Below are 24425 nucleotides of genomic sequence, written 5' to 3'. Positions count from 1 at the left end.
GAGGGGCAGCGGGCCCGCGCGGTGCTCAGGCCGCCTCGGCCCGCCGCGGAAGGGCCGAGGCCCACTCCTGGACGAGCCTCTGGTACTCCGCGCGCTGCTCGCCGCTCAGTGTCCCGCCCGACCGGAGCCACAGGGCCCGAATCTCCTCGTTGACCTCGGCAGCCGATCGCTCGGAGGAGGGTTCAAGAGTGGTGGACATGCTGTGAAGCATACGACCCCCGGATGTGAAAGCCGCGTGAGTAACGACGGGGAGGCCCGGCACATCGGACATGACGGACAGTGTTACTGATCACGTCTATCTGCCGTGCAACGCTGGGGAGTTCACATCCCGGACCGCCGCCCGCCCCTTCGCGACCCACCCCGCCCCACTCCTCCCGGCGACTTGCGCGAACGGGTCGATGTCGGACAAGTAGCAACAAAAAGAGGGCCGTTACGGCATCGTGTTCTCCGGCACTCCGCACGGCACCGCGGTCTCGATCACCGCTCACGCGTCGCGGATCGACCTCGTTCACTCCCAGTGAAGGGCACGCTCGCCATGACGTTCTCGCTCGGTATCGTCGGCGCCGGCCAGTTCTCGGGCCAGTTCGCCACCCTGTTCCAGGCGCACCCCGGCGTCGGTGACATCCACGTCACCGACCTGCTGCCCGAACGGGCCCAGCGGCTCGTCACCGCGCAGGACCTCGCCGGCACCTTCCCCTCGTACGAGGCCATGCTGGAGTCCCCGCGGATCGACGCGGTCGCGATCTTCACCCAGCGCTGGACCCACGGGCCCCTGGTGCTCCAGGGCCTGAACGCGGGCAAGCACGTGTACTCCGCGGTCCCCATGGCGATCCGTACGGAGGAGATCGCGGCGATCATCGACGCGGTCAAGAAGACCGGACTGACGTACATGATGGGTGAGACCAGCCAGTACCACCCGGCCACGGTCCACGCCCGCGACCGGATCGCCGCCGGTGCCTTCGGGCGGCTGTTCTACGCCGAGGGCGACTACGTCCACGACATGGACCTGGGCTTCTACGAGGCGTACCGGTACAGCGGTGGCGACAACTGGAAGGCCACCGCCAGCTATCCCCCGATGCTGTACCCGACGCACGCGGTGGGCGGGGTGCTGGGGGCCTGGCGGACGCACGCGGTCGGGGTCTGCGCAATCGGAGTCAGGGACGACCGCGGGGACGGCGTCTTCGAGAGGGAGATCAGCCAGTTCGACAACGACTTCTCCAATGCCACCGCCCTGTTCGAGGTGGCGGGCGGCGGCGCGTTCCGCACCAACGAGTTCCGGCGGGTCGGCTATCCCTCGCACATCAGGGAATCGCGGTTCCGGTTCTTCGGCACGGAGGCGAGCATGGAGCAGCTCGCCACGGTCGCGCTGTGGCAGGACAAGAGCGGGGTCCAGGACATCACCGAGCTGCTGGAGCCCAAGCCGACGCTGCCCCCCGACGATCCCTCCCTCGAGCACATCGCGCCGGAACTGCGCGCCGCCTTCACCTCCGGTTCGGCGGCGGTACACGACCGCGCCCGGCTCCCGCGCGCGTTCGACCACCTGGCCAACGGCCACGAGGGCAGTCACCACTTCCTAGCGGACGACTTCGTGACCGCGGTGAACACCCGCACCCTGCCGCCGGTGAACGCCTGGGTCGCCGCCCGCTACACGCTGCCCGGCATCACCGCCCACCAGTCCGCGCTGCAGGGCGGCGTCAGGCTGGAGATCCCGGACTTCGGCGACGCCCCGCCCCTCTGACCTAACGGACCTTCGGCCCGTGAGCCGGGCCCCGCCGCACCGGGTGCCCGGCTCAGCTCTCCGGCCCCGCCAGCGCCTGGCGGAATCCCGAGTTGACCGCCGTGACACCGCCGTCGACCACCAGGGTGGTGCCGGTGATCCACGACGCGTCGCGGGAGGCGAGGAAGGCCACGGCGGCCGCGATGTCCTCCGGTTCGCCCACCCGGCCCAGCGGGTAGAGCCCGCGCACCGCCGCGAGGGCTTCGTCCCGGCCCGCCCACGCCCTGGTGCGCACCGTGCCCGGAGCGACGAGGTTGACCCGGACGCCCCGGGGCCCGGCGTGACCGGCGAGGGTACGGGTGAGGGAGGCCAGCCCCGCCTTGGCCGCGCTGTAACCGTGGTTGCCGAAGTCCTGGACGCCGTTGACGGAACCGATGGTGACGACGGCACCCCGGCCAGAGGCGGCGAGATGCGGGAGCGCGGCACGGCAGCAGCGGTACGCGCCGGTGAGGGTGATGTCGAGGTCGCGGGCCCAGGCCTGGTCCGGCTCGTCCTCGAAGAGGGGGGCGTCCGGTGTGCAGTGGGCGGCGTTGTTGACCAGGACGTCGAGTGAGCCGAAGGTGTCCACGGCATGCGCGACGGCTGCCTCGACCGACGCGCGCTCCGCCACGTCGCAGGCGACGCCCTCGGCCGACAGGCCTCGCTCGCAAAGCGCCGACGCGGTGCGCCCGGCCTCGGCGCCGTCCACGTCGGCGACCAGGACACGTGCCCCCTCCTGTGCGAACCTCAGGGCGGTCGCCGCCCCGATGCCACGGGCCGCGCCCGTGATCAGAATGCCGTGTCCCGCGAAGCGCCCTGTGTCCGTCGTCATGCGGGAACGCTACTGCGCCGGACGGTCGTCCTGGGAGGGGCGGGACGTCAGCGATAGCCGGTGGTGTCCGCGGGTTTGCCCGGGTCCTGGACCTCGACCAGGTAGCGCCAGGCGTCCGGGCGGCTGCCGTCGAGGTCGGTGAAGCCGTACTCCCGGGCGAGGCCGCCACTGGAGAGGGAGGCGCCGTTGAAGCGGGACACCCGCGGGTCGGCGGCGAGGGCGGTGACGGCCCGGCCCACGTAGCGCGGGGTCTCCGAGATGGCGAAGTGGGGGACGCGGGTCAGGGCGTCTTGCCAGTTGTCCTCCCGTACGCCGAACTCGTCGAGCATGATCTCGGAGCGGAGCCAGCCCGGGGTGAGCGCGACCGCGGTGGCGCCGCGCGGACCGAGTTCGTGGCCGAGGGCGAAGGCCATGCGCAGGACGGACGTCTTGGCGAGGTCGTAGAAGAAGGAGACGCGGTAGGTGTCGCGGTTGTAGTCCGCGGTGCCGTCGGTGACCTCGACGACCAGCCCGCCGGGGTGGCTCAGCAGCAGCGGCAGGGCGTGGTGACTGGTGACGGCGTGGGTCTCCACCGCGAGCCGGAGCAGGCGCAGCCCCTTGTCGAGGTCGTGCTCCCAGACGGGGGTGTCCCATGCGAAGAGGTGCTCGCCGCCCCAGATGTCGTTGACGAGGACGTCGAGGCGGCCCTGCTCGTCGGCGATGCGGTCGACGAGGGCCTTGACCCGGTCGGGGTCCAGGTGGTCGGTGGGGACGGCGATGCCCCTGCCGCCGGCCTCGGTGACCAGGTCGGCGGTGTCCTCGATGGTCTCGGGGCGGCCGTACTCGGAGCGCCGCTCGCGGGTGCTGCGTCCGGTGACGTAGACGGTGGCACCCGCCGCGCCCAGTTCGACGGCGATGCCCCGTCCGGCTCCCCGGGTCGCCCCGGCGACCAGCGCCACCTTGTCCTTCAACGATGCTGCCCACTGCTCCGGCATGTCCGGCCTCCCGCCATCAGCGATCTGCTGTCGCTACGAGAGTGACGGGTAAGCCGGACATCCTCTGTCGCCTTTTCCGGTTTCCCGGCGAGTCCTCCGCGAGGCGCCGGGGCCTGGGGCGTCAGTGGCCGCGGGCGATCCACTCCTCGAGGTGCGGCGCCTCCGCGCCGATGGTGGTCGAGTCGCCGTGACCGGTGCGGACCTCGGTCTCCGGTGGGAGCGTCAGCAGTCGGTCGCGGATCGAGTCGATGATCGTCGGGAAGTGGGAGAACGAACGGCCGGTGGCACCAGGGCCTCCCTGGAAGAGGGTGTCTCCGGTGAACACGGTGGCCAGGCCGGGGTCGTACAGGCAGACCGCGCCCGGCGCGTGTCCGGGGGTGTGCAGCACCGTGAGGTCGGCACCGGCCGCCTCGATCACCTGGCCGTCGACCAGCCAGGCGTCGGGGTCGCGGTCGGGGTGGGTCTGCTTCCACAGCGGCAGGTCGTCGTGGTGCAGCCAGATCTTGGCCCCGGTGCGCTCGGCGAGGGCGGGAGCGGCGTCGATGTGGTCGTTGTGCGCGTGGGTGCACACGATCGCCTTCAACCGGCGATCGCCCACCGCCTCGGCGATGGCGTCGGCGTCGTGCGCGGCGTCGATGACGATCACCTCGTGGTCGTCACCGACGATCCACACGTTGTTGTCGACGTCCCAGGTTCCGCCGTCGAGGCTGAACTGGCCCGAGGTGACGAGGTGTTCGATGCGGGCGGCCATCAGAGCACCACCACCGAGCGCAGGACGTCGCCCTTGTGCATCCGCTCGAAGGCCTTCTCCACCTCGTCGAGCCGGATGGTCTCGGTGACGAACGCGCCGAGGTCCAGGCGGCCCTGCTGATGCAGGTCGATGAGCATCGGGAAGTCCCGCGAGGGCAGGCAGTCGCCGTACCAGGACGACTTCAGGGAGCCGCCGCGGCCGAACACGTCGAGCAGGGGCAGTTCGAGCTTCATCTCCGGGGTGGGCACGCCGACGAGGACGACCGTGCCGGCCAGGTCGCGGGCGTAGAAGGCCTGCTGGTACGTCTCGGGGCGGCCGACGGCCTCGATGACGACGTCGGCGCCGAAGCCGCCGGTGAGTCCGCGGATCGCCTCGACGGGGTCGGACGTACGGGAGTTGACGGTGTGGGTGGCGCCCATGGAGCGGGCGGTCTCCAGCTTGCGGTCCTCGATGTCGACGGCGATGATCTTCGCCGCTCCGGCGAGCCGGGCCCCGGCGATGGCCGCGTCGCCGACGCCGCCGCAGCCGATGACGGCGACACTGTCGCCGCGGCCGACGTTGCCGGTGTTGATCGCGGCGCCGATGCCGGCCATCACGCCGCAGCCCAGCAGGCCGGCGACCTCCGGGGCGACCTCGGGGTCGACCTTGGTGCACTGTCCGGCGGCGACGAGGGTCTTCTCGGCGAAGGCTCCGATACCCAGGGCCGGGGAGAGTTCCTGGCCCGTCGAGGCGAGGGTCATCTTCTGCTTGGCGTTGTGCGTGTCGAAGCAGTACCAGGGGCGTCCGCGCAGACAGGCGCGGCACTTGCCGCACACCGCACGCCAGTTGAGGACGACGAAGTCACCGGGTGCGACGTCGGTGACGTCGTCGCCCACCGACTCCACCACACCCGCGGCCTCGTGGCCGAGCAGGAAGGGGAAGTCGTCGCTGATGCCGCCCTGCTTGTAGTGGAGGTCGGTGTGGCACACACCGCAGGCCTGGATGCGGACGACCGCCTCGCCCGGCCCCGGGTCGGGTACGACGATCGTCTCGATGCGTACCGGCTCGTCCTTGCCCGGTGCGATCACGCCGCGCACTTCCTGCGCCATGATGCTGGCTCCTTCATCTTCCGGTGTAGGTACTTGAGACCCTACGCGACCTGCCGGTGACTCGGCCGGTGGGCTCCGTGGCAGGTCGCGGCGCCTGTGCGGGTCCACCGGCCGTGTCACGGCCCGGCCCCCGCGGCGTAGCCTGAGCCCTTCCGTCCGACGCCCAGGGAGCGACGTGAGCATCGCAGCACAGAAGACCGGCCCGCCCGCCTGGCGGGCGCTCCTCGGATACGTACGACCGCACCGATGGGCCCTGCTGGGCGGGGCCGCGCTGTCCCTGCTGACGGGGGCGACCGGGCTGATGCTGCCGCTGGTCGCCCGGGAGCTGATCGGCGACCTGTCGGCCGACCGGGCCATCACCGGCGCGCTGCTGCTGATGTCGGCGCTCGTGGTCGCCAACGCCGTGCTGGGCGCGCTGGGGTCGTACGTGCTGCGGCGCACCGCGGAGTCGGTGGTGCTCGGGGCGCGGCGCTCGCTGTCGTCTTATCTGCTGCGGCTGCGCATCACGGCCGTGGACCGCAGCGAGCCCGGCGACCTGATGGCCCGCATCACCTCCGACACCACACTGCTGCGCCAGGTCACCACCGACTCACTGGTGGGCCTCGGCACGGGCGGCCTCACGCTGATCGCGACCATCGTGCTGATGGGCTTCGTCGACCCCGTACTGCTGGCGGTCACCCTCGCCGTGATCGTGGGCGCGGGGACGATACTCGGCGTGATCGTGCCCCACATCAGCCGGGCCAGCCGGCGGGCGCAGGACGCGGTCGGCGTGATGGGCGCCTCGCTGGAGCGGGTCCTGGGCGCGCTGCGCACGGTGAAGGCGTCCGGAGCCGAGCCGCGGGAGGAGCGCGCGCTGCACGAGGCCGCCGAGGAGTCGTGGCGGCAGAGCGTACGCGCCGCCAGGTGGTCGGCCGCGGCGGGCAACACGGCCGGGCTCGCGATGCAGGTCGCGTTCATCACGGTGCTCGCGGTGGGGGGCGCGCGGGTGGCGACGGACGCCATCGACATCGGCACGCTGGTGGCGTTCCTGCTGTTCGTCTTCTATCTCATGGCTCCGATCCAGAGTGTCGTCGCCGCGATCACGCAGTACCAGACGGGCAGCGCCGCGCTGGCGCGCATCCAGGAGGCGCTGCGGCTGCCCGCCGAGCCGGCGGCCGGTACCGCGCCCCTGCCGGCACCGGGCACCGCTCCCGCCGCGCTCGCCTTCGAGGACGTGCGTTTCCGTTACGCCGACGATCTGCCGTACGTCCACCACGGGGTGACGTTCACCGTGCCCGCTCAGGGCATGACCGCGTTCGTGGGTCCGTCCGGCGCGGGCAAGACCACCGTCTTCTCCCTCATCGAACGCTTCTACGACCCCGACGCGGGCGTGATCACCCTCGACGGACGCGATCTGGCCGACTGGGAGCTGTCGGAGCTGCGGTCCTCGATCGGCTATGTGGAGCAGGATGCTCCGGTGCTGTCGGGCTCCCTCCGCGACAACCTGCTGCTCGGGAACCCGGAGGCGGACGAGGACGCCGTGGCGCGAGTGGTGAAGACGACCCGGCTCGGCGGGCTGGTGGCCAGGCTCCCGGACGGGCTCGACACCCTGGTCGGGCACCGCGGCACCAAGCTGTCCGGCGGGGAACGCCAGCGGGTCGCCATCGCCCGCGCTCTGCTGCGCAGCCCTCGGCTGCTGCTGCTCGACGAGGCCACCTCGCAGCTCGACGCGGTGAACGAGGCGGCGCTGCGCGACACCGTCGCCGACGTGGCCCGTACGACGACGGTGCTGGTCGTCGCGCACCGGCTGTCGACGGTGACGATGGCCGACCGGATCGTGGTGATGGACGCCGGCCGGGTCCGCGCGGTCGGGACCCACCGTGAGCTGGTGACCGCCGATCCGCTGTACGCGGAGCTGGCGGCGACGCAGTTCCTGGCGACGAGCGGGTGACCCCTGCCAGGGGTGCGCCGCGCGCGGGCCGGGCTTGCGGCGCCCACCAGGCCGGAGGAGTCTCGTAGGAGAGGCCCGGCGTGGCCCGCTCGGGACCGGGCCGAGGCCCTCGAGGAGGCCGTCATGACACCCTCGGCAGAAGCCGGTTTCGGCACCGACACACTGCGCCGGGGCATCGAGGCGCAGACGTCGGCGCCCATGGTCTCGCTCTACGCGGACGACGCCGAACTGCGCATCGTGGACCGCAACACCCAGCCCAGCAACCCGAAGGTCCTGCACGGCCGGGACGAGATAGCCGCCATGTTCGACGACGTGTACAGCCGTGACATGACGCACCAGCTGGAGCGGTGCGTCGTCCAGGGCGATCATGCCGCGTACAGCGAGAGCTGCCTGTACCCCGACGGGGTGCGGGTGCTCTCGGAGTCGATGGTCTCGCTGCGGGACGGCAAGATCACCGAGCAGACGATGATCCAGGCCTGGGACGAGTGATCCGCCCCAGGCGACACCGGGCCTGATAAAAGAGAAAAAAGGGTGTGTGAACCCGGCCGGGGTGGGTAAGCGGAGTCGTATCACCTCCGATCGCGGGAAGGAGGTCCGTGACAGAGCAACTACTCGCAGCGTCCGGGCCGCTTCCACCGGAACGAAGCGGCCCGGCCTTTCGGGCGCCGGTCACGGGCGGGCCCGACCGGTGCGGATCTCCGGGAGCGGACATCACCGGCGCGGTGGCAGCCGGTGCATTTCCAGATCACCGAGCCGGCCGTCGGTGAGCGTGCCGGTGAGATAGGTGTGGTGGGGCTGTCGGCGGCGGTCCGTCGGTGAGCCCGGGTTGAGCAGACGCAGCCCCGTGGCGGCGGTGGAGTCCCACGGAATGTGGCTGTGTCCGAAGACCAGTACGTCCAGATCGGGAAAGCGCGCGGCACACCGGGCCTCCCGGCCCCGCGCGGGCCCCGTCTCGTGAACCACGCCGAAGCGCAGGCCGTCGAGTTCGACGTACGCGATCTCCGGCAGGCGGGCGCGCAGTTCGGGGCCGTCGTTGTTCCCGTACACGGCGACAAGTCGGCGGCTGCGACTCTCGAGCAGGTCGAGCGTGGCCGTGTCGACCCAGTCCCCCGCGTGGAACACGACGTCGGCCCGCGGCAGTTCGTCGAGCAGGGGCGCAGGCAGCCGCTTCGCCCGTAGGGGCAGGTGGGTGTCGGACATCAGGAGCAGTCGCACGTTCGGCACACTAGTCCCGTACTTCGCGGGTCGTTGATTCGCATGACGTGACCGGTCCGGGGGTGTCCTGGGCCGGTCGTGTGGCGTTGGGTGGGGTGTGTCGATGACTTCCCGGTCTCCGCGGCCTCGGTCTCAGCGTCAGCGCCTTGATGTGGTGGTGACGTCCGTGGTGGAGAAGCGTCTGGGCGCTCTGCCTGTCGCTGCCGAGTTTCTGCGCCGGCTGGATGTCGCCGGGATCGTCGACGAGGTGTGTCCGGGAGGCGCGAGCGCGCATCTGACCCATGGGCAGGTGATCGAGGCGCTGGTGGTCAACCGGCTGACCTCGCCCGCGCCGCTGGTGCGGGTCGGTGACTGGGCCCGTACCTGGGCGGTGGAGGAGGTGTTCGGCATCGAGCCGGCCCTGCTCAACGACGACCGTCTGGCCCGGGCCCTGGATGCGATCGCGCCGGAGCTGGACAGAATCGCGGGGACGGTCGGCGCCCGGGCGATCGCCGAGTTCGGGATCGACGTGTCGAGGCTGCACTGGGACATGACCAGCATGTCTGTCCATGGGGCCTTCCCTGCCGAGGACCAGGACGAGCAGTACCCGGTCATCAGCTACGGGCGCCCCAAGGACCGGCGGGTGGACCTGAAGCAGGTCCAGGCCGGACTCGCGGTGTCCGCCGACGGCGGCATTCCTGTCCACGCCCGTGTCTTCGACGGGGGTGCGGCCGAGGTCAGCCAGGTCGTCGGCGCGATGAAGGACCTGCAAGGCATGGCTGGTGCACGGGAGTTCTTGCTGGTCGCCGATTCCAAGCTGGTGTCCTATACGAATGTCGCCGCCCTGCTCGCGGCCGGGGTGGATTTCATCGCGCCGGTCCCGGCTGCCCAGGTCAAGGACGAGGTCTACGCGGCCCTGGACGTTGCACGGGCACAGGCGGTGGACTGGCTGCCCGAGCGGGACGTGGACAAACCGGCCGCCGCGCGGGAGAGCTACCGGGTGCTGGAGGACGTCCACACCATGGCCGGGCGCCGCAAGCGGGATCCGGTGCACCGGGTGCGCCGGATCCTGGTGCACTCCACCGCCGTCGCGGCGGGCCAGCGCCGGGCCCGCGAGAAGCGACTGGCCCGGGCCGGCGAGGAGATGGACAAGCTCGCCGGCGCGGCGGGCGGCCGGCACTACGGCACCCAGCAGAAGATCATGGCCCGGATCGGGGTCATCGCAGCCAAGCGGCACGTCACCTCCTGCCTGCGCTGGACGATCACCGGAGGCGAAGGCGAGCCTCCCGCCCTTCGGTGGCACTTCGACCAGGACGTTTTGGCGGCCGAGGCTGCGGTGGACGGCTGGTGGGCGCTGCTGACGAGCATCCCGGCCGAGCAGGCCGGCCCGGGCCAGATCCTTGTCCACTACAAAGGCCAGGGCGCGGTCGAACGCCGTTACCACGACTTCAAAGGCCCCCTGGCGGTCGCGCCGGTCTTCGTGCAGCACAACCGGCGTGTCGCCGCTCTCATCCAGGTCATCTGCCTGGCCCTGCTCGTCTTCAGCCTGATCGAACGGCAGGTCAGACGCGCTCTGGGATCCGAGCAGACCATGGTCGGCCTCTACCCGGACCAGCGCCGGGTCCGCCCCACCGGCCGCATGATCTTCTACCATCTCGGCGAACTCACCCTGCGGATCGGCAACACCACCGATCCGCCCACCGTCCAGATCACCCGCGGTGTCCAACTCCACCTCCTCGATCTCCTCGAAACAGACATCACGCAAACCCGCTGGCCACAGACCTGAAACGACGACCCGCGAAGTACGGGACTAGTGCCCCGGCAGGCGGTGTTTGCCCGTCAAGGAGCGGCGTCACGAGGGTGCCCCCTGCTCATGAGGGTGCCCCCTGCTCATGGGGGTCCCCCCTGTTCATGGGGGTCCCCCCTGTTCGAGCGGAGCCGAGAACTCGGGGGAGGAGCCGAGAACTCGAGGGAGGAGCCGAGAACTCGGGGGAGCGTGCCGGCGTCGCGACGGGGCGAACGTTGCCTGCCGAGGCACTGGGGCCCGCCCCGGGGGGCGCGTGTCGCCACGCCCAAGTGGGCGCTCGGGCACGCCGATCGGCGCGGTTTCCGAGGGATGATCACGGCACGGTCTCGACGGCGTTTGAAAGGCGGAACCACGGTGGCCACGGAGTTACGATCGGGCAACGCACGACAAGCCGCCCGTTCGACGGCAAGCGACCCGAAGGGCCACAAATCCAGATGCCGGTCAAGGTCAGCGTCATCGTTCCCGTCTACAACCCGGGAATCTACATCGAGGACTGCATCTCCTCCCTGCGACGGCAGTCGCTGCCGCCCGACTCCTACGAGGCGATCTTCGTCGACGACGGCTCCACCGACGGGACGCCGGCACGGCTCGACCGGCTGGCCGCCGAGGATCCTCGGATGCGGGTGATCCACCAGGAGAACTCCGGCTGGTCCGGCAAGCCGCGCAACGTCGGGATCGCCGCCGCCCGGGGCGAGTTCGTGATGTTCGTCGACAACGACGACTACCTGGGCGACGAGGCCCTGGAGCGGATGTACGCCTACGGCGTGGCCAACGGCGCGGATGTCGTCGTCGGCAAGATGGCCGGCAAGAACCGCGGTGTGCCGGTGGAGTTGTTCCGCCGCAACCATCCGCGCGCCACGGTGGAGAACGCGCCGCTGATCGACAGCCTCACCCCGCACAAGATGTTCCGCCGGGCGTTCCTCGACGACATCGGGCTGCGCTTCCCGGAGGGGCGGCGGCGCCTGGAGGACCACGTCTTCGTCGCGGAGGCGTATCTGCGGGCGGCCAACGTCTCCGTGCTCAGCGACTACGTCTGCTACTACCACATCAGACGCGACGACGCCTCGAACGCCGGTTTCCAGCGCTTCGACCCGGTGGGCTACTTCAAGAACCTCCGCGAGGCGCTCGACGTGGTCGAGCGGTACACCGAGCCCGGTCCGGTGCGTGACAGGCTGTTCCGCCGCTGGCTGCGGGTGGAGATGGTGGAGCGGCTGCGGGCCCGGCGGCTGCTGGGGCTGCCGGACGACTACCGCAGGGAGTTGTTCGCGGAGATCCACAAGGTGGTCGTCGAGCGGTTCGGCCCGGCTGTCGCGGCCGGACTCCAGCCGACGCAGCAGGTGGTCGCCTCGCTGACGGCGGCGGACCGGTACGACGACGTGGTGGCCTTCGCCGAGTGGGAGGCCGGGGTCGCGCCGACGGCTGTGCCCACGGGCGTGGAGTGGGAGGGCGGTTCGCTGCGCCTCGGCTTCACCGCCGAGTACGTCTCCGCGGGCGCGCCGATGACGTTCCCCGCCGATGCCGCCCCTGCCCCGCTGACCGACACGCCGAAGAACGTGGAGGAGGCGGTGGCGTGGGTCGGCGCTCAGACCGCGGCCCGCTTCGACCAGGCCACGGCGGATCTGCTGCTGCGTGAACGGGCCAGCTCCGCCCAGTACTTCCAGCCCGTGGAGTTCACCCGGGAGACGGTGCCCGTCGACGACGGCGAGCGGGTGCGGCTGGTGCTGCGTGCGACCGCCAGGGTCGACCCGGGCACGCTCCCCGGTGACGGGGTCCGGGACGCCGTCGTACGGGTCAAGCTCGGTGGCTGGACCAAGGAGTGCCGACTGGGCCCGGCCCCGCGCGCCACCCGCCCCGAACCGTACGCGGGCGTCGTCGCGGGCCGGGCTTTCCTGCCGTACTGGACGGAGCCGCACGGCAATCTCTCCCTGGACGTCGCCGTCCGGGGCAAGCGGCTCGGTCTCGGCCGGGTGCGGCGGCCGGACGTGACGGTCTCGGGGGCACGGCTGCGCGCCCGGGTGCCGCTGCACGCCGACGACGGCACCGGGGTGCGGCTCCGGTTCTCGTCCGGCGGCCGGACCCTGTACGCGCCGGGCACACTGGCCGGTGAACCGGAACGGCCGGGGACGTGGCTGGAGGCGACGTTGCCCTCGGGGCTCCCCCGGGGTGTCTGGCGGGTCGCGCTCTGCCTGGACCCGGACGCCGCCGAACCGCGCTTCGAGGGCCTGCCGTTCGCGCTCCGCACCGGCGGGGGCGGGGTGCTGGTGGTGCCGATTCCGCGCCCCGGCGCCGTAGGGAAGCTGGCGCGCAGGGCGCGGCGGATGCTCGGCGCCGCCCAAAGGAGGGTGGCTCCACTGATCGACGGAAGGCGATGACGGTGCGCGCACTGGAGTTGGAAGGGGCCTGGGTGCTGGAGCCCAAGGTCTTCCCGGACGACCGGGGCAGTTTCCACGAGTGGTACCGGGGTGAGGAGTTCCGCGAGGCGACGGGCTACGGCCTGTCCCTGGCACAGGCCAACTGCTCGGTGTCGCGCCGCGGGGTGCTGCGCGGGGTGCACTTCTCTCAGGTGCCGCCCGGCCAGGCCAAGTACGTGACCTGTGTGCGCGGCGCGGTCCTCGACGTGGTGGTCGACCTGCGGGTGGGGTCCCCGTCGTACGGGCGGTGGGAGGCCGTGCGGCTGGAGGACGACACCCGGCACGCGGTGTTCCTGGCCGAGGGGCTCGGGCACGCCTTCATGGCGCTCACCGACGACGCCACAGTGGTGTACCTGTGCTCGACGGGTTACGCACCGGGCCGCGAGCACGGGGTGCATCCGCTGGACCCGGCGCTGGGCATCGCCTGGCCGGAGGGCATCGACCCGGTGCTGTCGTCGAAGGACGAGCAGGCGCCCACGCTGGCCGAGGCGGAGCGCCTCGGCCTGCTGCCCTCGTACGAGGCCTGCCGCACACGCTACGAAGAGCTGCGCGGCAGGGGACTCAGCGGCTGACGCCGACCTGGTCGAGCGCGCGGCGCAGGGGCTCCCAGCCCAGGCGCCGCGGCAGGCCGCGGTTGCGGGCCTGGGTGAGCGGGCGCCAGAAGCCGGCCTCGATCAGTGCCTCGGGCGGCACCGCGCCGGCCCGCTCCAGGATCGTCTCGGGGACCTTCTGCGGGTCGGGCACCTTGTACTCGGCCATGATCTCGTCGTACTTGTCGTGCAGCACGGTGTTGTCCGGGTCGGCGCCGAAGACCACGAGCTGGCCGGTGGGCTGAGTGTCGACCAGGACGGTGACCAGGTCGGGCCGGTAGCGCGTCAGCACCTCGGTGATCTTGTAGACGTCACCGGTCCAGGCCGTGGTGTGCCGGTCCCGGGCCGCCTCGTCGACGCTGCGCGGCAGCATGTCGTCGAGGACGATCACGCTGGCCCAGTCGGAGTGCTTCTCTACGTTCATGAAGTCGCGTAGGGCGTACTCGAACAGGTGCATGCCGTCGATGAACGACAGGTCGAGCGTGGTGCGCCGCCAGTGTCCGATGGGACTGCGGCCGCGGCGGAGGTTGCGCAGCGGGTGGCGGCCGCCCTTGAGGTGGGCCAGCGGGTTGTCACGGGCGAAGAAGTCGTCACTGGTTGCCTTCACCAGGTGGACGTCGCACTTCAGCTCCGAGACGACTTTGAAGGCGGGGTCGACCGCGATGCTGGGGACGCGTGACAGGCGCAGACTGCGACCGTCGTTGACGCCGATCTCCAGGTAGTTGCGGTTGGCGCTGGCCTTGTGCAGTTCCCGCAGGAACTCATGGCGTTTCACGAAGGGGACTCTCCTTGCGGATGCGGGGCAGTGCTTCGTGCAGGGCGACGCGCCAGTCGCGCGGTGCCGGCAGGCCGATGTCCTGCCAGCGGCCGTGTGCGAGGGCGCTGTACGCGGGGCGCGGGGCGGGCCGGGGGAAGGCCGCGCCGGTGGTGGGCCGCACCCGCTCGGGGTCGGCGCCGATCAGCCGGAACACCTCCCCGGCCAGCTCGTACCAGGTGGCCTCGCCGGAGCTGGTGGCGTGGAAGACTCCGTGCACGTCGTCGCCGAGGCGAGGGCCGAGGTCGGCTATGCGTTCGGCGACGTCCACGCTCCAGGTGGGCTGCCCCCGCTGGTCGTCGACGACGTCGACGGTGGGGCGGCGGGCCTCGAGACCGATCATCGTCCGCACGAAGTTTCTGCCGTGGACCCCGTACAGCCAAGCGGTGCGCACGACGGCGCTCGCGCCGGGCAGCTCCTCCAGCACGGCCCGCTCGCCGGCCAGTTTGGAGCGGCCGTAGGCGGTGCGCGGGGCCGTCGGGTGGTCCTCGGGATAGGGGGTGGCACGGGCCTCGCCGGAGAAGACGTAGTCGGTGGAGACATGGATCAGCCGGGCGCCGTGCGTGGCACAGGCGCGGGCCAGCAGGCGGGGTCCGTCGCCGTTGATCCGGGTGGCGCGTTCCTCGTCGGTCTCGGCGTCGTCGACGGCGGTGTACGCGGCGCAGTTGACCACGATGTCGGGGTAGTGCTCGGTGAACGCCCGCTCGACGGCCTCGGCCCGGGTGATGTCGAGGGCGGCCCGGTCGAGAGCGGTCACCCGCTCGCCGCGCCGGGTCAGTTCGTCGACGGTGTCCCGGCCGAGCATCCCGCCCGCCCCGGTGACCAGCCACTTCATGACTGCTCCGTGACGCGCCGTTTGAGGGGCTCCCACCAGGCGCGGTTGTCGCGGTACCAGGCGACGGTCTCGGCGAGGCCGGTGGTGAAGTCGTGGCGCGGGCGGTAGCCGAGTTCGTCGCGGGCCTTGCTCCAGTCGACGGAGTACCGCAGGTCGTGGCCCTTGCGGTCCTCGACGTGCTCGACCCTCTCCCAGCCGGCCCCGCAGGCTTCGAGGAGGAGCCCGGTGAGGTCCCTGTTGGTGAGTTCGGTGCCGCCGCCGATGTTGTAGACCTCGCCGGCCCGGCCTCCGGTCCGCACGAGGTCGATGCCCGCGCAGTGGTCGTCCACGTACAGCCAGTCGCGGACGTTGAGGCCCTCGCCGTAGAGCGGGACCTTCCCGCCGTCGAGGAGGTTGGTGACGAACAGCGGGATGACCTTCTCGGGGAACTGGTGCGGCCCGTAGTTGTTGGAGCAGCGGGTGACGCGGACGTCCAGACCGTGGGTTCGGTGGTAGGACAGGGCGAGCAGGTCTGAGGACGCCTTGGACGCGGAGTAGGGCGAGCTGGGTTCGAGGGGGTACTCCTCGGTCGCCGAGCCGGACGCGATCGATCCGTAGACCTCGTCGGTGGAGACGTGCACGAAGGTGTCCACGCCGTGGCGCAGGGCGGCGTCGAGGAGGACCTGGGTGCCGACCACGTTGGTGAGGACGAAGTCGGACGCGGTGAGGATGGAGCGGTCGACGTGGGACTCGGCGGCGAAGTGGACCACCTGGTCCGCCTCGGCGGTCAGTTTGTCGACGAGGTCGGCGTCGCGGATGTTGCCGTGGACGAACTCCAGCCGGGGGTGGTCGAGTTCGAGGTTGTCGAGGGTGCCGGCGTAGGTGAGCGCGTCCAGCACGGTGACCCTCGGCGCCTCGGGGGCGTCGGCGGCGAGCAGCGTACGGACGTAGCAGGAGCCGATGAAGCCGGCGGCTCCGGTGACGAGGAGGTTCATGAATGGATCTGCACCTTGCTGTGGTCTCCGAGGACGAGTCGGTGGGCGCTGGGGACGCTGGGGGCCGGGGTCACCTCGACATGACGGCCGATCAGTGAGGACTCGATGCGGCGGACACCTTCGATCGAGGAGTCCCGCAGCACGATGGAGAACTCGAGTTCGCTGTCGGTGATCCGGCAGTTCTCCGCGACGGAGGTGAACGGTCCGACGTAGGAGTCGCTGACGACGGTGCCGGCGCCGATGACGGCGGGCCCGACGACGCGCGAGTTGCTGATCCGGGCCCCCTCCTCCACCACCACCCGGCCGATGGTCTCGGAAGCGGTGTCCACTTCGCCGTCGATGCGGCGCTCGATCCCTTCGAGGACGGACCGGTTGACCTCCAGCATGTCGACGACGTTGCCGGTGTCCTTCCAGTAGCCATGGATGACGGTGCAGCGCACCTCGGCGCGGGAGTCGATCAGCTGCTGGATGGCGTGGGTGATCTCGAGTTCGCCGCGCCAGGACGGCTTGATGGCGCGCACCGCGTCATGGACGGCGGGCGTGAACAGATAGACGCCGACGAGGGCGAGGTCGCTCTTGGGACGCTCGGGTTTCTCCTCCAGGCCGATCACCTGCCCGCCCGCGTCGAGTTCGGCGACACCGAAGGAGCGCGGGTCGGCGACCCGGGTGAGCAGGATCTGCGCGTCGGGCCGGTGTCTGCGGAACTCCTCGACGAGGCCGGTGATGCCACCGACGATGAAGTTGTCGCCGAGGTACATCACGAAGTCGTCGTCGCCGAGCCATTCGCGGGCGATCAGCACGGCGTGCGCCAGCCCCAGTGGCTGCTCCTGGGGGATGTAGGTGATCTGCAGGCCGAACTTCGAACCGTCGCCCACCACGTTCTCGATCTCAGCGGCCGTGTCACCGACGATCATCCCGACCTCGGTGATACCCGCGTCCGCGATCGATTCCAACCCGTAGAAAAGCACGGGCTTGTTGGCCACGGGCACCAACTGCTTGGCCGAGGTGTGGGTGATCGGCCTCAGCCGGGTTCCGGCGCCGCCGGACAGCACGAGAGCCTTCATCTGACTCACCATAGTGGTGCGCGGCGAATGGAACATCACTTCTTTTGACGGTTCATTAAGAAATCCCCAAGGAGAGCCGTCCGGTCGCCGTGATTCCGGCCCGCGACGGTGGACACGGGGCCGGGTCGCGCTCGTCGGCCGTGTCACTCGAAGGGATGACCCGGGCGTCGGGACCGTTGTCGACGGCCGGTGACGCCACGCGCTCACCGGCGCGGGACGAGTTCCGCCCACACCTGTTTGCCGCCGCTGACCGGCAGTGTCCCCCAGGCCGCCGACACCGCCTCGACGAGCAGGATGCCGCGGCCTCCGGTGGCCTCCCAGCCGATGCTGCTCGGCTTGACGGGACTGCGCGGCGAGGCGTCGGCGACCGCGAGGCGGAGCCGGTCGCCGACGAGGGTGAGGTCGAGACGGACCTGTCCCTCGGTGTGCACGAGGGCGTTCGTGACCAGTTCGGAGACGACGAGCAAGGCGGCGTCGAGGTCCTCGGTCGCGCCCCAGGAGCGCAGGGTGCGCCGGGTGAAGCGGCGGGCGTGGCCCACCGCCTGGGGCACCCGCCACACCGTCCAGCTCTCCCGCAGCGGGCGCAGGGCCATGCCGTCGTAGCGCATCAGCAGCAGGGCGACGTCGTCGCTGCGCGCGGCCTTGCCGAGCAGGGCGTCGGCGACGAGCCCGAGGTGGGCCGGGTCGGCGGCGGCGAGCCGACGGGCGAAGTCGTCCATGCCCTCGTCGATGTCGGCCTCGTGGGACTCGACCAGGCCGTCCGTGGTGAGGGCGACGGTCGTGCCGGGCTGGAGCCGGAGCGGGCTCATCGGGAAGTCGGCCTGTGTCATGACGCCGAGCGGTGGGCCGCCCTCCGCCTCCGCGATCTCGGTACGGCCGTCCGGATGCCGCAGCACCGGCGGCAGGTGCCCGGCACGTACGCACCATGCGGAGCCCTCCTCCAGGTCGACGTCGACATAGCAACAGGTCGCGAAGAGGTCGCTCTCCATGTCGATGAGAAGCCGGTTGGCGCGCGACACCACCACGTCGGGCGCGTGCCCCTCGACGGCGTAGGCGCGCAGCGCGGTGCGCATCTGTCCCATGAGGGTGGCGGCGCCCGCGCTGTGCCCCTGGACGTCGCCGATGACGAGGGCGACGTGGTTGTCGGGCAGCGGGATCACGTCGTACCAGTCGCCGCCGAGTTCCAGGCCGACCGTGCTGGGCAGATAGCGGGCGACGGCGACCGCGCCGGGCAGCCGGGGCAGCCGGCGCGGCAGCAGCTGGCGCTGGAGCATGCCGACCAGCTCGTGCTCGGCGTCGAAGGCACGGGCCCGCATCAGGGCCTGTCCGGCGAGGCCGGCGGCGGCCGTGAGCAGGGCGCGTTCGTCGGCTCCGAAGTCGTGCGGGGCGTCCCAGCCGATGAGGCAGGCGCCGACCATCCGGTTGCCGGCGGGCAGCGGCAGCACGGCGAGGCCGCCGGGTCCGACCTCGGCGAGGGAGGTCTCCAGCGGGCTGCCCGCGGGCCAGATCCGGGGCCGGCCCTCGCGCAGGGCGGCGGCGATGGTGGGCATGGTGCGCACCGGTGCCTCGGGCCATTCGGCGCGCCACTCCGTGCGCCACAGATCCGGCCAGGCGTCCGGTTCCGGCGGGTCGAGGACGGTGACGACGAGCCGGTCGCCCTCCAGTTCGGCGACCGCGATCCGGTCGGCTCTGAGCGGCCCGCGCAGGGCGGCGACCACGGCCCTGCCGACATCGCGGACGGTGACCGCGGTGGCGAGGGCGGCGGCGAGGCGCTGCACCCGGGCCACATCGGTGACGTCGGAGCGCAGCGTGGACGCGTCGGCGACGGAGCCCACGAGGCGGGTCGGACGGCCCTCTCCGCCCTGCAGCAGCCGGCCGCGGAGCCGGAGCCACTTCGGCGGGCCGACGGGCTGCAGCACCCGGAACTCCAGCTCGCGCTCGCCGATGGTCATGTGGTCGGCCTCGACCACCGACATCACGGAGGGCAGGTCCTCCGGCACGGTCAGCCCCATCAGGGTCTCCACCCGGCCGTCGAAGTCGTCCGGACCGAGGCCGAACAGGTCCAGGACGTCGCCACCCAGCCGGACCCGTCCGGTGTCCATGGCGAGGCTGAAGGTGTCCGGCGGCAGCTCGCCGCCGCCGTCGGCGGCCGACGGCCCGGGAAAGGCGACCGCGTCGGCGACGAGCCCCAGGCAGACCCGGTCCTCGGGGTCGAAGCCGCCGGGGCGCTCGCTGACGGCGAGCAGACAGCCCCCGGGATCGTGGCGCACGGGCAGGGCGGCGAGGGAGAAGTCACGAGCGGGTACGCGCCGCGCCTGGGCCTGGGCGGCGAGCTCCGTCGGTCCGAGCCACACCGGCCAGCCGGCGCGTACGGCCTCGGCGGCCGGGGAGTACCCGGCGACGGAATAGCTGTCGCGCACCCCGCACAGGGTCCGCGGGATCCCGGCCGCCTCGACCAGGAGCAGCTGCTCGTCCTCCGCGCTGGGCGTGTACACGGCGACAAGCGCGGCGCCGGCGAAGACGAGGGCCTGTTCCAGGACCCGGCGCAACCGGTCCGGTGTCTCCGGTTCGGCGGTGATCGCCGTCAGGGTGGCTTCCGCGCGCAGCGTTCTCGTGCTGCGTCCCGCAGCGCCCTCACCGACCACGTTGGCCATTACAGCGCTTGTACGGGCCCCGCGCAGCCCCTGCGGCGCCCCCGTCGCGTTCCGGCGGTCCGGCGGTCCGGCAGGAATCCGACCGGGACGGACCCGCGGGGCGCGCCGGAGCGGACCGGGTGCCGTGCGGCTCGCCGTGCGGGGCGGGCCCGCAGGGGGGAGATTGGGTTCTCGGGGCGGGCGACGCGGCCGAGCGAGGAGGTGGTCGGCGTGTCCGAGGGGCAGTCCTCCGCGCGGATGCCGCCGGGTGCGCGGGACCCGGTCGGCCGTCCGCTGCTCTCCCTGACGCTCACCGCGATGATGGACGAGGTGCATGCCCACTCCGGCGGGGTGTACCTGGTCGCTCCGGACCGGCCGGTGCTGGAGATGGCGGTGGTGGCGGGGCTTCCCCGGGCGTTCGCGGCGCCTTGGGAGCGGGTGGCGCTGAGCGCGCCGATCCCGGTCGCCGACGCGGTGCGCGAGCGGCGTCTGGTCTGGGTGGGCGGCGAGGAGGAGATGGCGCGGCGCTATCCCCGGATCGCCGTGGTGCTGCCGTACCAGTTCTCGCTGGCCGCGCTGCCGGTGGCCACCGCGACGAGGGCGTACGGCGCGGTGTTCGTGACCTGGCCCGGCGGCCGCCCGCCTGAGCTGTCCGAGGGGGAGCGTGATCACCTGACCGCCGCCTGCGACCGTCTCGCGGCGCGGCTGGAGCGTGCCGCCGAGGATGGTCTGCCGCTTCCTTCGGAGCCGGATCTGCTGGCCGCGCCGCTGGTGAGCGGCCTGGCCGACACGCTCGGCACGGTGGAGGCGGCGCGGATGGTGGCCCGACTGCCGTACGGGTTGTGCTCGCTCGATCTGAACGGGCGGGTCGGCTTCGCCAACGCCGCCGCGGCGCGCCTGCTGGACACCCCGGTCGACCGGCTGCTCGGCGCCCAGCTGTGGGCGACCGTACCGTGGCTGAACGATCCCGTGTACGAGGACCACTACCGGGCCGCGCTGCTCAGCCAGCACACCACGTCGTTCGTGGCGCTGCGCCCGCCCGACGAGTGGCTGTGGTTCCGGATGTATCCGAGTACGACGGGGCTCAGTGTCCGGATCAACCGGGCCCGTACCGCGGCGGACACGAACCGGGCCGCGCAACAGCCGGGCACCGCTCCGGCCCGGCTCGTCACCATCTCCCAGGTGCTGCACCTGGCCGGCACGCTGACCGAGGCGGTGGGCGTGCAGGACGTGGTGCAACTGGTCGCGGACCAGATCGCCCCGGCGGTGGGCAGTCAGGGACTGGTGATCCTCGGCTCACGGGCGGGCCGGCTGCTCGTCCTCGGGCACCGCGGGTATCCGGATCCGCCCGTCGTCGAGCGGTACGACGGGATGCCGCTGTCCGAACCGACCCCCGGCGGTCAGGTGCTGCGCACCGGTGTGCCCGCGTTCTTCGAGTCCCGGGAGGAACTGGAGCGCCTGTATCCGGTCCTGATCGTGAACCCCTCGGGCTTCTCGTCGTGGGCCTATCTGCCGCTGATCGCCTCGGGGCGTCCGGTGGGGACGTGCGTGCTGGCCTACGCCTCGCCGCACCACTTCACGACGGAGGAGCGGGCGGTGCTGACGAGCCTGGCCGGGCTGATCGCCCAGGCCCTGGAGCGGGCGTTGCTCTACGACGCCAAGCACCGGCTGGCGCACGGGCTGCAGGCGGCGCTGCTGCCGCACACGCTGCCGTCGCTGGCCGGGATCGAGGCGGCGGCCCGCTATCTGCCGGCCACTCAGGGCATGGAGATCGGGGGCGACTTCTACGATCTGGTGCCGTCGCGGGGGACGGCGGCGGCGGTGATCGGGGACGTGCAGGGGCACAACGTGACGGCGGCCGGGCTGATGGGGCAGGTACGCACCGCGGTCCGCGCGTACACGACGGTCGGGCAGCCGCCCGAGGAGGTGATGCGCAGCACCAACCGGCTGCTGCTCGAGCTGGGTTCCGATCTGTTCGCGAGCTGCCTGTACCTGCGGCTCGATCCCGCGCGCGGGCGGGCCGTGATGTCCAGGGCGGGCCATCCGCCGCCGTTGCTGAGGAGGCCGGACGGCCGGGTGCGGGTGCTGGACCTGGCCGGTGGTCCACTGCTGGGCATCGACGGTTCGGCGACGTATCCGACGACCGAGGTGGACCTCTCCCCCGGGTCGCTCCTCGTCCTCTACACCGACGGACTGGTGGAATCCCCCGGTACCGACTTCGAGGACGCGCTGGCCGGTCTGGGCCGCCGTCTCACCGCCCTCGGGGACCGTCCTCTGGACGACCTCGCCGACGCCCTGGTCCAGCACGGTGCGCGCCCGGAGGGGCGGGTGGACGATGTCGCGCTGCTCCTGCTCAGGGCGCTGCCTCCGGGCTGAGCCCGCCCTCGACCGCCCCGCGCGGTGCCGCCCCGGACCCTGCCACGGTCGCGTGGCAGGGTCCGGGGCGGCGGCCCACCGTGGGCGCTCCGCCCGGTGCGGTCGGGCGGGTTCCGGTCAGTGGGTTCCGGCCTGGCCGCGACCGTCCTCCGCATCCCGGCCGGCCCCGTATCCGGCCCCCTGTCCGACGTCCTGGCCCGCTCCGTCACCGGCTTCCCGGCCGACGTCCTCACCGCCGATTTCACCGTCGGCTTCACCGCCACCGGCGTCCTCGCCGCCCGCCTGGTCGTCGGCGCCCGCTTGGTCGTCGGCGCCCGCGCCCGCACCGCCCTCGCCGAGGGTCGCGCCGACCGCGGCCAGGGCAGTGGTGACCGGCTGGAAGAACGTCTCGCCGCCGACGGTGCAGTCGCCGCTGCCGCCCGAGGTCAGGCCGATCGCGAGGCCGTCCTGGGTGAACATCGAGCCGCCGCTGTCGCCGGGCTCGGCGCAGACGTCGGTCTGGATGAGACCGGTGACCGTGCCCTCCGGGTAGTTCACCGTGGCGTTGAGACCGAGCACCTGGCCGTCGGCGAGCCCGGTGGTGCTGCCCATTCGGAACACCTCCTGGCCGACGGTGGCCTCGGCGGCCTCGGTGATCTGGACGGTCTGGCCGCCGACGTCGACGTCGCTCGGCGCCTGCGTGTTCGGGTCGTCGTACTTGGCGAGCGCGAAGTCGCCCTCGCCGGGGAAGACGGCCTGGTCGATGGTGGCGATCGGGGCGCCGCCCTGCTGGTCGGACCACTGCTGCCCGCCGAGCGCGCAGTGACCGGCCGTCAGGAAGGCGGGGGTGCCGTCGCCCGCGGTGACGTTGAAGCCGAGGGAGCAGCGGGAGTTGGCGGCGAAGATGGCGTCCCCGCCCGAGGCGAACGTCCTGAACGTGCCCGCGGACTTCTTGATGGTCGCCATGCCGGAGCCGAGGCCCCGCACGGTGGACTCCAGTCTGTCCCACTTGTCGCCGGTCACCGTGGAGTCGGCGGTGACCAGGATCTTGTTGGTGCGCGGGTCGACGGCCCACGAGGTGCCGGGGATGGTCGCCTCGGTCTTCAGCGTGCGCGCGCCGGCCTCCAGCTCGGTCATGCTGTTGTCGACCTCGCGGACGGTCGCGCCCGCCCTCTTCGCCTGCACGATCACGTTGTTGTTGTCGCCCGGTACGACGTTGACGACGAGTTGCTGTTTGCCCCCGTCGTAGTAGGAACCGGCGAACGCGTCGCCGAGGAGCCCGGCGAGCTGCGAGGCGAGATCCGAGGCGTCCGTGGCCTTCAGGGTCTTCGGCGCCGCCGCGGCGTCGTCCGTCGCGCCGTCCTGTGACGCGTTGGCGTTGGGGAGCAGGATCGCGGCGGCACCGAGCGCCACCACACCGCCCACCGCTATCGCGGCCTTGTGCTTCGGAATCCGCTTGTGACTCAAACTTCTCGACCTCCTGGGGGGACCGGAGTCGTGCCGCTGTTCGGCGGCTGTCGGCGCCTGGATGGCTGTTGGTACGCACGGGTCCGGCAGGGCGTTCAAATTCTTTTGCGGACACCGGGTTCACGCCGTGAAATCGGCCAACTCATCTGCCCCGAGGACTGTTTGGGCAGCCATCCGGCAGCAGTACGTACCGCGATCGGGTGCGCACGCTCCGTCGTGGGCGGTGAGCGGAATCCCGGCTTCAGTGAATCTGCACATCGACTTCCCAACGCGGTCACCGGAGCCGGAAGTCGCCCACGGGCCGGCCGTCCCCCTCACACCTTTGGGGCCGGTGTGCCGGATTCCGGCCCGGGAGGCGCAAGCGGTGGGACGGGTCGATGCAGTGAGCCATGTGAAGAAGTCGCCACCGGGCCGTGCCCTTCTCTGCACTCTTGAGCGCCACAAAGCCGCAAGTTCGCTGGTGGGAGGTTTGTTTGATTGGAAGCCCGGAGCCGGGGCGTGCTTTGATCCATCGCACCGCAAGGCCGTTCCGGGCATCCGGCGCCGGGGTCCGGCGCTCGCGGTCACGGCTTTCCCCTGTCCCCAGAGGAAGGCCGCTCTCCCCCTTGTGCCATATCCATACGAAGGGAAGTTCCATCATGAGCTCCACCCCCCAGGTCGAGACCGTCGAGATCTCCGACGCCGAGCTCGACAACGTCTCCGGCGGCCTGTCCGTGAACGCCGTGAACACCGTCACGGGCGCGGTGGACGGCATCGCCCCGGTCTCCGGCCTGGCCAACACGGCCGTCGGCACCGTCGAGGGTGTCACCGGCCTGAACACCGCCCCGGTCACGAACCTGGTCGCCGGTCTCTGATCGCGCCCCTGTGTCACTGAGTCCCGGAGCCTCCCCCCGGCTCCGGGGCTCAGCGTTGCTCCAGGTCCCGTCGCCCCGGCGGACGGGACGTCACGA

The 24425-nt window shown here is 71.7% G+C and carries 20 protein-coding genes; 8 read left to right on the top strand and 12 right to left on the bottom strand.

Features of this window, described 5'->3' with window-relative positions; translation table 11 throughout:
- Positions 1-25 precede the first annotated feature (25 nt).
- On the bottom strand, positions 26-211 hold the full coding sequence (locus AC6F7H_RS31665) for a hypothetical protein (RefSeq protein WP_109378756.1): 186 nt from the start codon (positions 209-211) through the stop codon (positions 26-28).
- A 324-nt stretch (positions 212-535) separates the two neighbouring features.
- On the opposite strand from AC6F7H_RS31665, the gene AC6F7H_RS31660 reads away from it, so the two are divergent.
- Entirely contained in the window at positions 536-1738 is a 1203-nt protein-coding gene (locus AC6F7H_RS31660) for a Gfo/Idh/MocA family protein (protein WP_500761199.1), read from the top strand.
- A 52-nt stretch (positions 1739-1790) separates the two neighbouring features.
- On the opposite strand, the gene AC6F7H_RS31655 is transcribed toward AC6F7H_RS31660, so the two are convergent.
- The 4 genes from AC6F7H_RS31655 to AC6F7H_RS31640 all read right to left on the bottom strand — a co-directional run bounded on the left by AC6F7H_RS31655 (position 1791) and on the right by AC6F7H_RS31640 (position 5401).
- Positions 1791-2588 (bottom strand): SDR family NAD(P)-dependent oxidoreductase, encoded by a 798-nt coding sequence (locus tag AC6F7H_RS31655; protein WP_500761197.1) that lies wholly within the window; start codon positions 2586-2588, stop codon positions 1791-1793.
- 47 nt (positions 2589-2635) lie between these two features.
- Positions 2636-3562: an SDR family oxidoreductase gene (locus tag AC6F7H_RS31650; RefSeq protein ID WP_500761195.1), complete on the bottom strand. Its 927-nt coding sequence runs from the start codon at positions 3560-3562 to the stop codon at positions 2636-2638.
- A gap of 121 nt (positions 3563-3683) precedes the next feature.
- A complete protein-coding gene (locus AC6F7H_RS31645; RefSeq protein WP_109378641.1) occupies positions 3684-4313 on the bottom strand; it encodes an MBL fold metallo-hydrolase in 630 nt (209 codons plus the stop codon).
- Entirely contained in the window at positions 4313-5401 is a 1089-nt protein-coding gene (locus AC6F7H_RS31640) for an S-(hydroxymethyl)mycothiol dehydrogenase (RefSeq protein WP_500761193.1), read from the bottom strand. Before AC6F7H_RS31640 ends, AC6F7H_RS31645 begins: the two co-directional genes overlap by 1 nt.
- A 175-nt stretch (positions 5402-5576) precedes the next feature.
- Between AC6F7H_RS31640 and AC6F7H_RS31635 the strand changes: the two genes are divergently transcribed.
- Both AC6F7H_RS31635 and AC6F7H_RS31630 read left to right on the top strand, forming a co-directional pair.
- Positions 5577-7331, top strand: coding sequence for an ABC transporter ATP-binding protein (locus tag AC6F7H_RS31635; protein WP_500761191.1), 1755 nt, complete (start codon positions 5577-5579; stop codon positions 7329-7331).
- A gap of 123 nt (positions 7332-7454) precedes the next feature.
- Positions 7455-7820 (top strand): nuclear transport factor 2 family protein, encoded by a 366-nt coding sequence (locus AC6F7H_RS31630; RefSeq protein ID WP_500761190.1) that lies wholly within the window; start codon positions 7455-7457, stop codon positions 7818-7820.
- Between the two features lie 222 nt (positions 7821-8042).
- On the opposite strand, the gene AC6F7H_RS31625 is transcribed toward AC6F7H_RS31630, so the two are convergent.
- The gene (locus tag AC6F7H_RS31625) at positions 8043-8546 is read right to left on the bottom strand and encodes a metallophosphoesterase family protein (RefSeq protein ID WP_500761188.1); all 504 of its coding nucleotides are present in this window, start codon (positions 8544-8546) and stop codon (positions 8043-8045) included.
- A gap of 166 nt (positions 8547-8712) precedes the next feature.
- Between AC6F7H_RS31625 and AC6F7H_RS31620 the strand changes: the two genes are divergently transcribed.
- From AC6F7H_RS31620 to rfbC, 3 genes are all read left to right on the top strand, one after another.
- Positions 8713-10311 (top strand): IS1634 family transposase, encoded by a 1599-nt coding sequence (locus tag AC6F7H_RS31620; RefSeq protein ID WP_500754409.1) that lies wholly within the window; start codon positions 8713-8715, stop codon positions 10309-10311.
- 455 nt (positions 10312-10766) lie between these two features.
- Positions 10767-12704 (top strand): glycosyltransferase family 2 protein, encoded by a 1938-nt coding sequence (locus tag AC6F7H_RS31615; RefSeq protein WP_500761186.1) that lies wholly within the window; start codon positions 10767-10769, stop codon positions 12702-12704.
- 2 nt (positions 12705-12706) lie between these two features.
- A complete protein-coding gene (gene rfbC, locus AC6F7H_RS31610; RefSeq protein WP_500762165.1) occupies positions 12707-13315 on the top strand; it encodes a dTDP-4-dehydrorhamnose 3,5-epimerase in 609 nt (202 codons plus the stop codon).
- On the opposite strand, the gene AC6F7H_RS31605 is transcribed toward rfbC, so the two are convergent.
- The 5 genes from AC6F7H_RS31605 to AC6F7H_RS31585 all read right to left on the bottom strand — a co-directional run bounded on the left by AC6F7H_RS31605 (position 13305) and on the right by AC6F7H_RS31585 (position 19674).
- Entirely contained in the window at positions 13305-14108 is an 804-nt protein-coding gene (locus tag AC6F7H_RS31605; protein ID WP_363038460.1) for a class I SAM-dependent methyltransferase, read from the bottom strand. The two genes, rfbC and AC6F7H_RS31605, sit on opposite strands and share 11 nt — an antisense overlap.
- Positions 14095-14982 (bottom strand): dTDP-4-dehydrorhamnose reductase, encoded by an 888-nt coding sequence (rfbD, locus tag AC6F7H_RS31600; RefSeq protein WP_500761184.1) that lies wholly within the window; start codon positions 14980-14982, stop codon positions 14095-14097. The genes AC6F7H_RS31605 and rfbD overlap by 14 nt, the downstream gene beginning before the upstream one ends.
- Positions 14979-15956 (bottom strand): dTDP-glucose 4,6-dehydratase, encoded by a 978-nt coding sequence (gene rfbB / locus AC6F7H_RS31595; protein ID WP_500761183.1) that lies wholly within the window; start codon positions 15954-15956, stop codon positions 14979-14981. The genes rfbD and rfbB overlap by 4 nt, the downstream gene beginning before the upstream one ends.
- The gene (locus AC6F7H_RS31590) at positions 15953-17020 is read right to left on the bottom strand and encodes a glucose-1-phosphate thymidylyltransferase (protein WP_500761181.1); all 1068 of its coding nucleotides are present in this window, start codon (positions 17018-17020) and stop codon (positions 15953-15955) included. The genes rfbB and AC6F7H_RS31590 overlap by 4 nt, the downstream gene beginning before the upstream one ends.
- Positions 17021-17223: 203 nt before the next feature.
- Positions 17224-19674, bottom strand: a complete 2451-nt coding sequence (locus AC6F7H_RS31585) for a SpoIIE family protein phosphatase (RefSeq protein ID WP_500761179.1) — start codon at positions 19672-19674, stop codon at positions 17224-17226.
- 210 nt (positions 19675-19884) lie between these two features.
- Between AC6F7H_RS31585 and AC6F7H_RS31580 the strand changes: the two genes are divergently transcribed.
- On the top strand, positions 19885-22029 hold the full coding sequence (locus AC6F7H_RS31580) for a SpoIIE family protein phosphatase (RefSeq protein ID WP_500761177.1): 2145 nt from the start codon (positions 19885-19887) through the stop codon (positions 22027-22029).
- Between the two features lie 117 nt (positions 22030-22146).
- Here the strand turns inward: AC6F7H_RS31580 and AC6F7H_RS31575 are convergent, their stop codons facing one another.
- The gene (locus AC6F7H_RS31575; RefSeq protein WP_500761175.1) at positions 22147-23475 is read right to left on the bottom strand and encodes a S1 family peptidase; all 1329 of its coding nucleotides are present in this window, start codon (positions 23473-23475) and stop codon (positions 22147-22149) included.
- A 638-nt stretch (positions 23476-24113) separates the two neighbouring features.
- On the opposite strand from AC6F7H_RS31575, the gene AC6F7H_RS31570 reads away from it, so the two are divergent.
- Positions 24114-24329, top strand: coding sequence for a type A2 lantipeptide (locus AC6F7H_RS31570; RefSeq protein WP_500761173.1), 216 nt, complete (start codon positions 24114-24116; stop codon positions 24327-24329).
- The last annotated feature ends 96 nt before the right edge of the window (positions 24330-24425 follow it).

This window comes from Streptomyces sp. MMS24-W38, from assembly GCF_059889265.1.
This window is presented reverse-complemented; position numbering and strand designations above follow the sequence as displayed.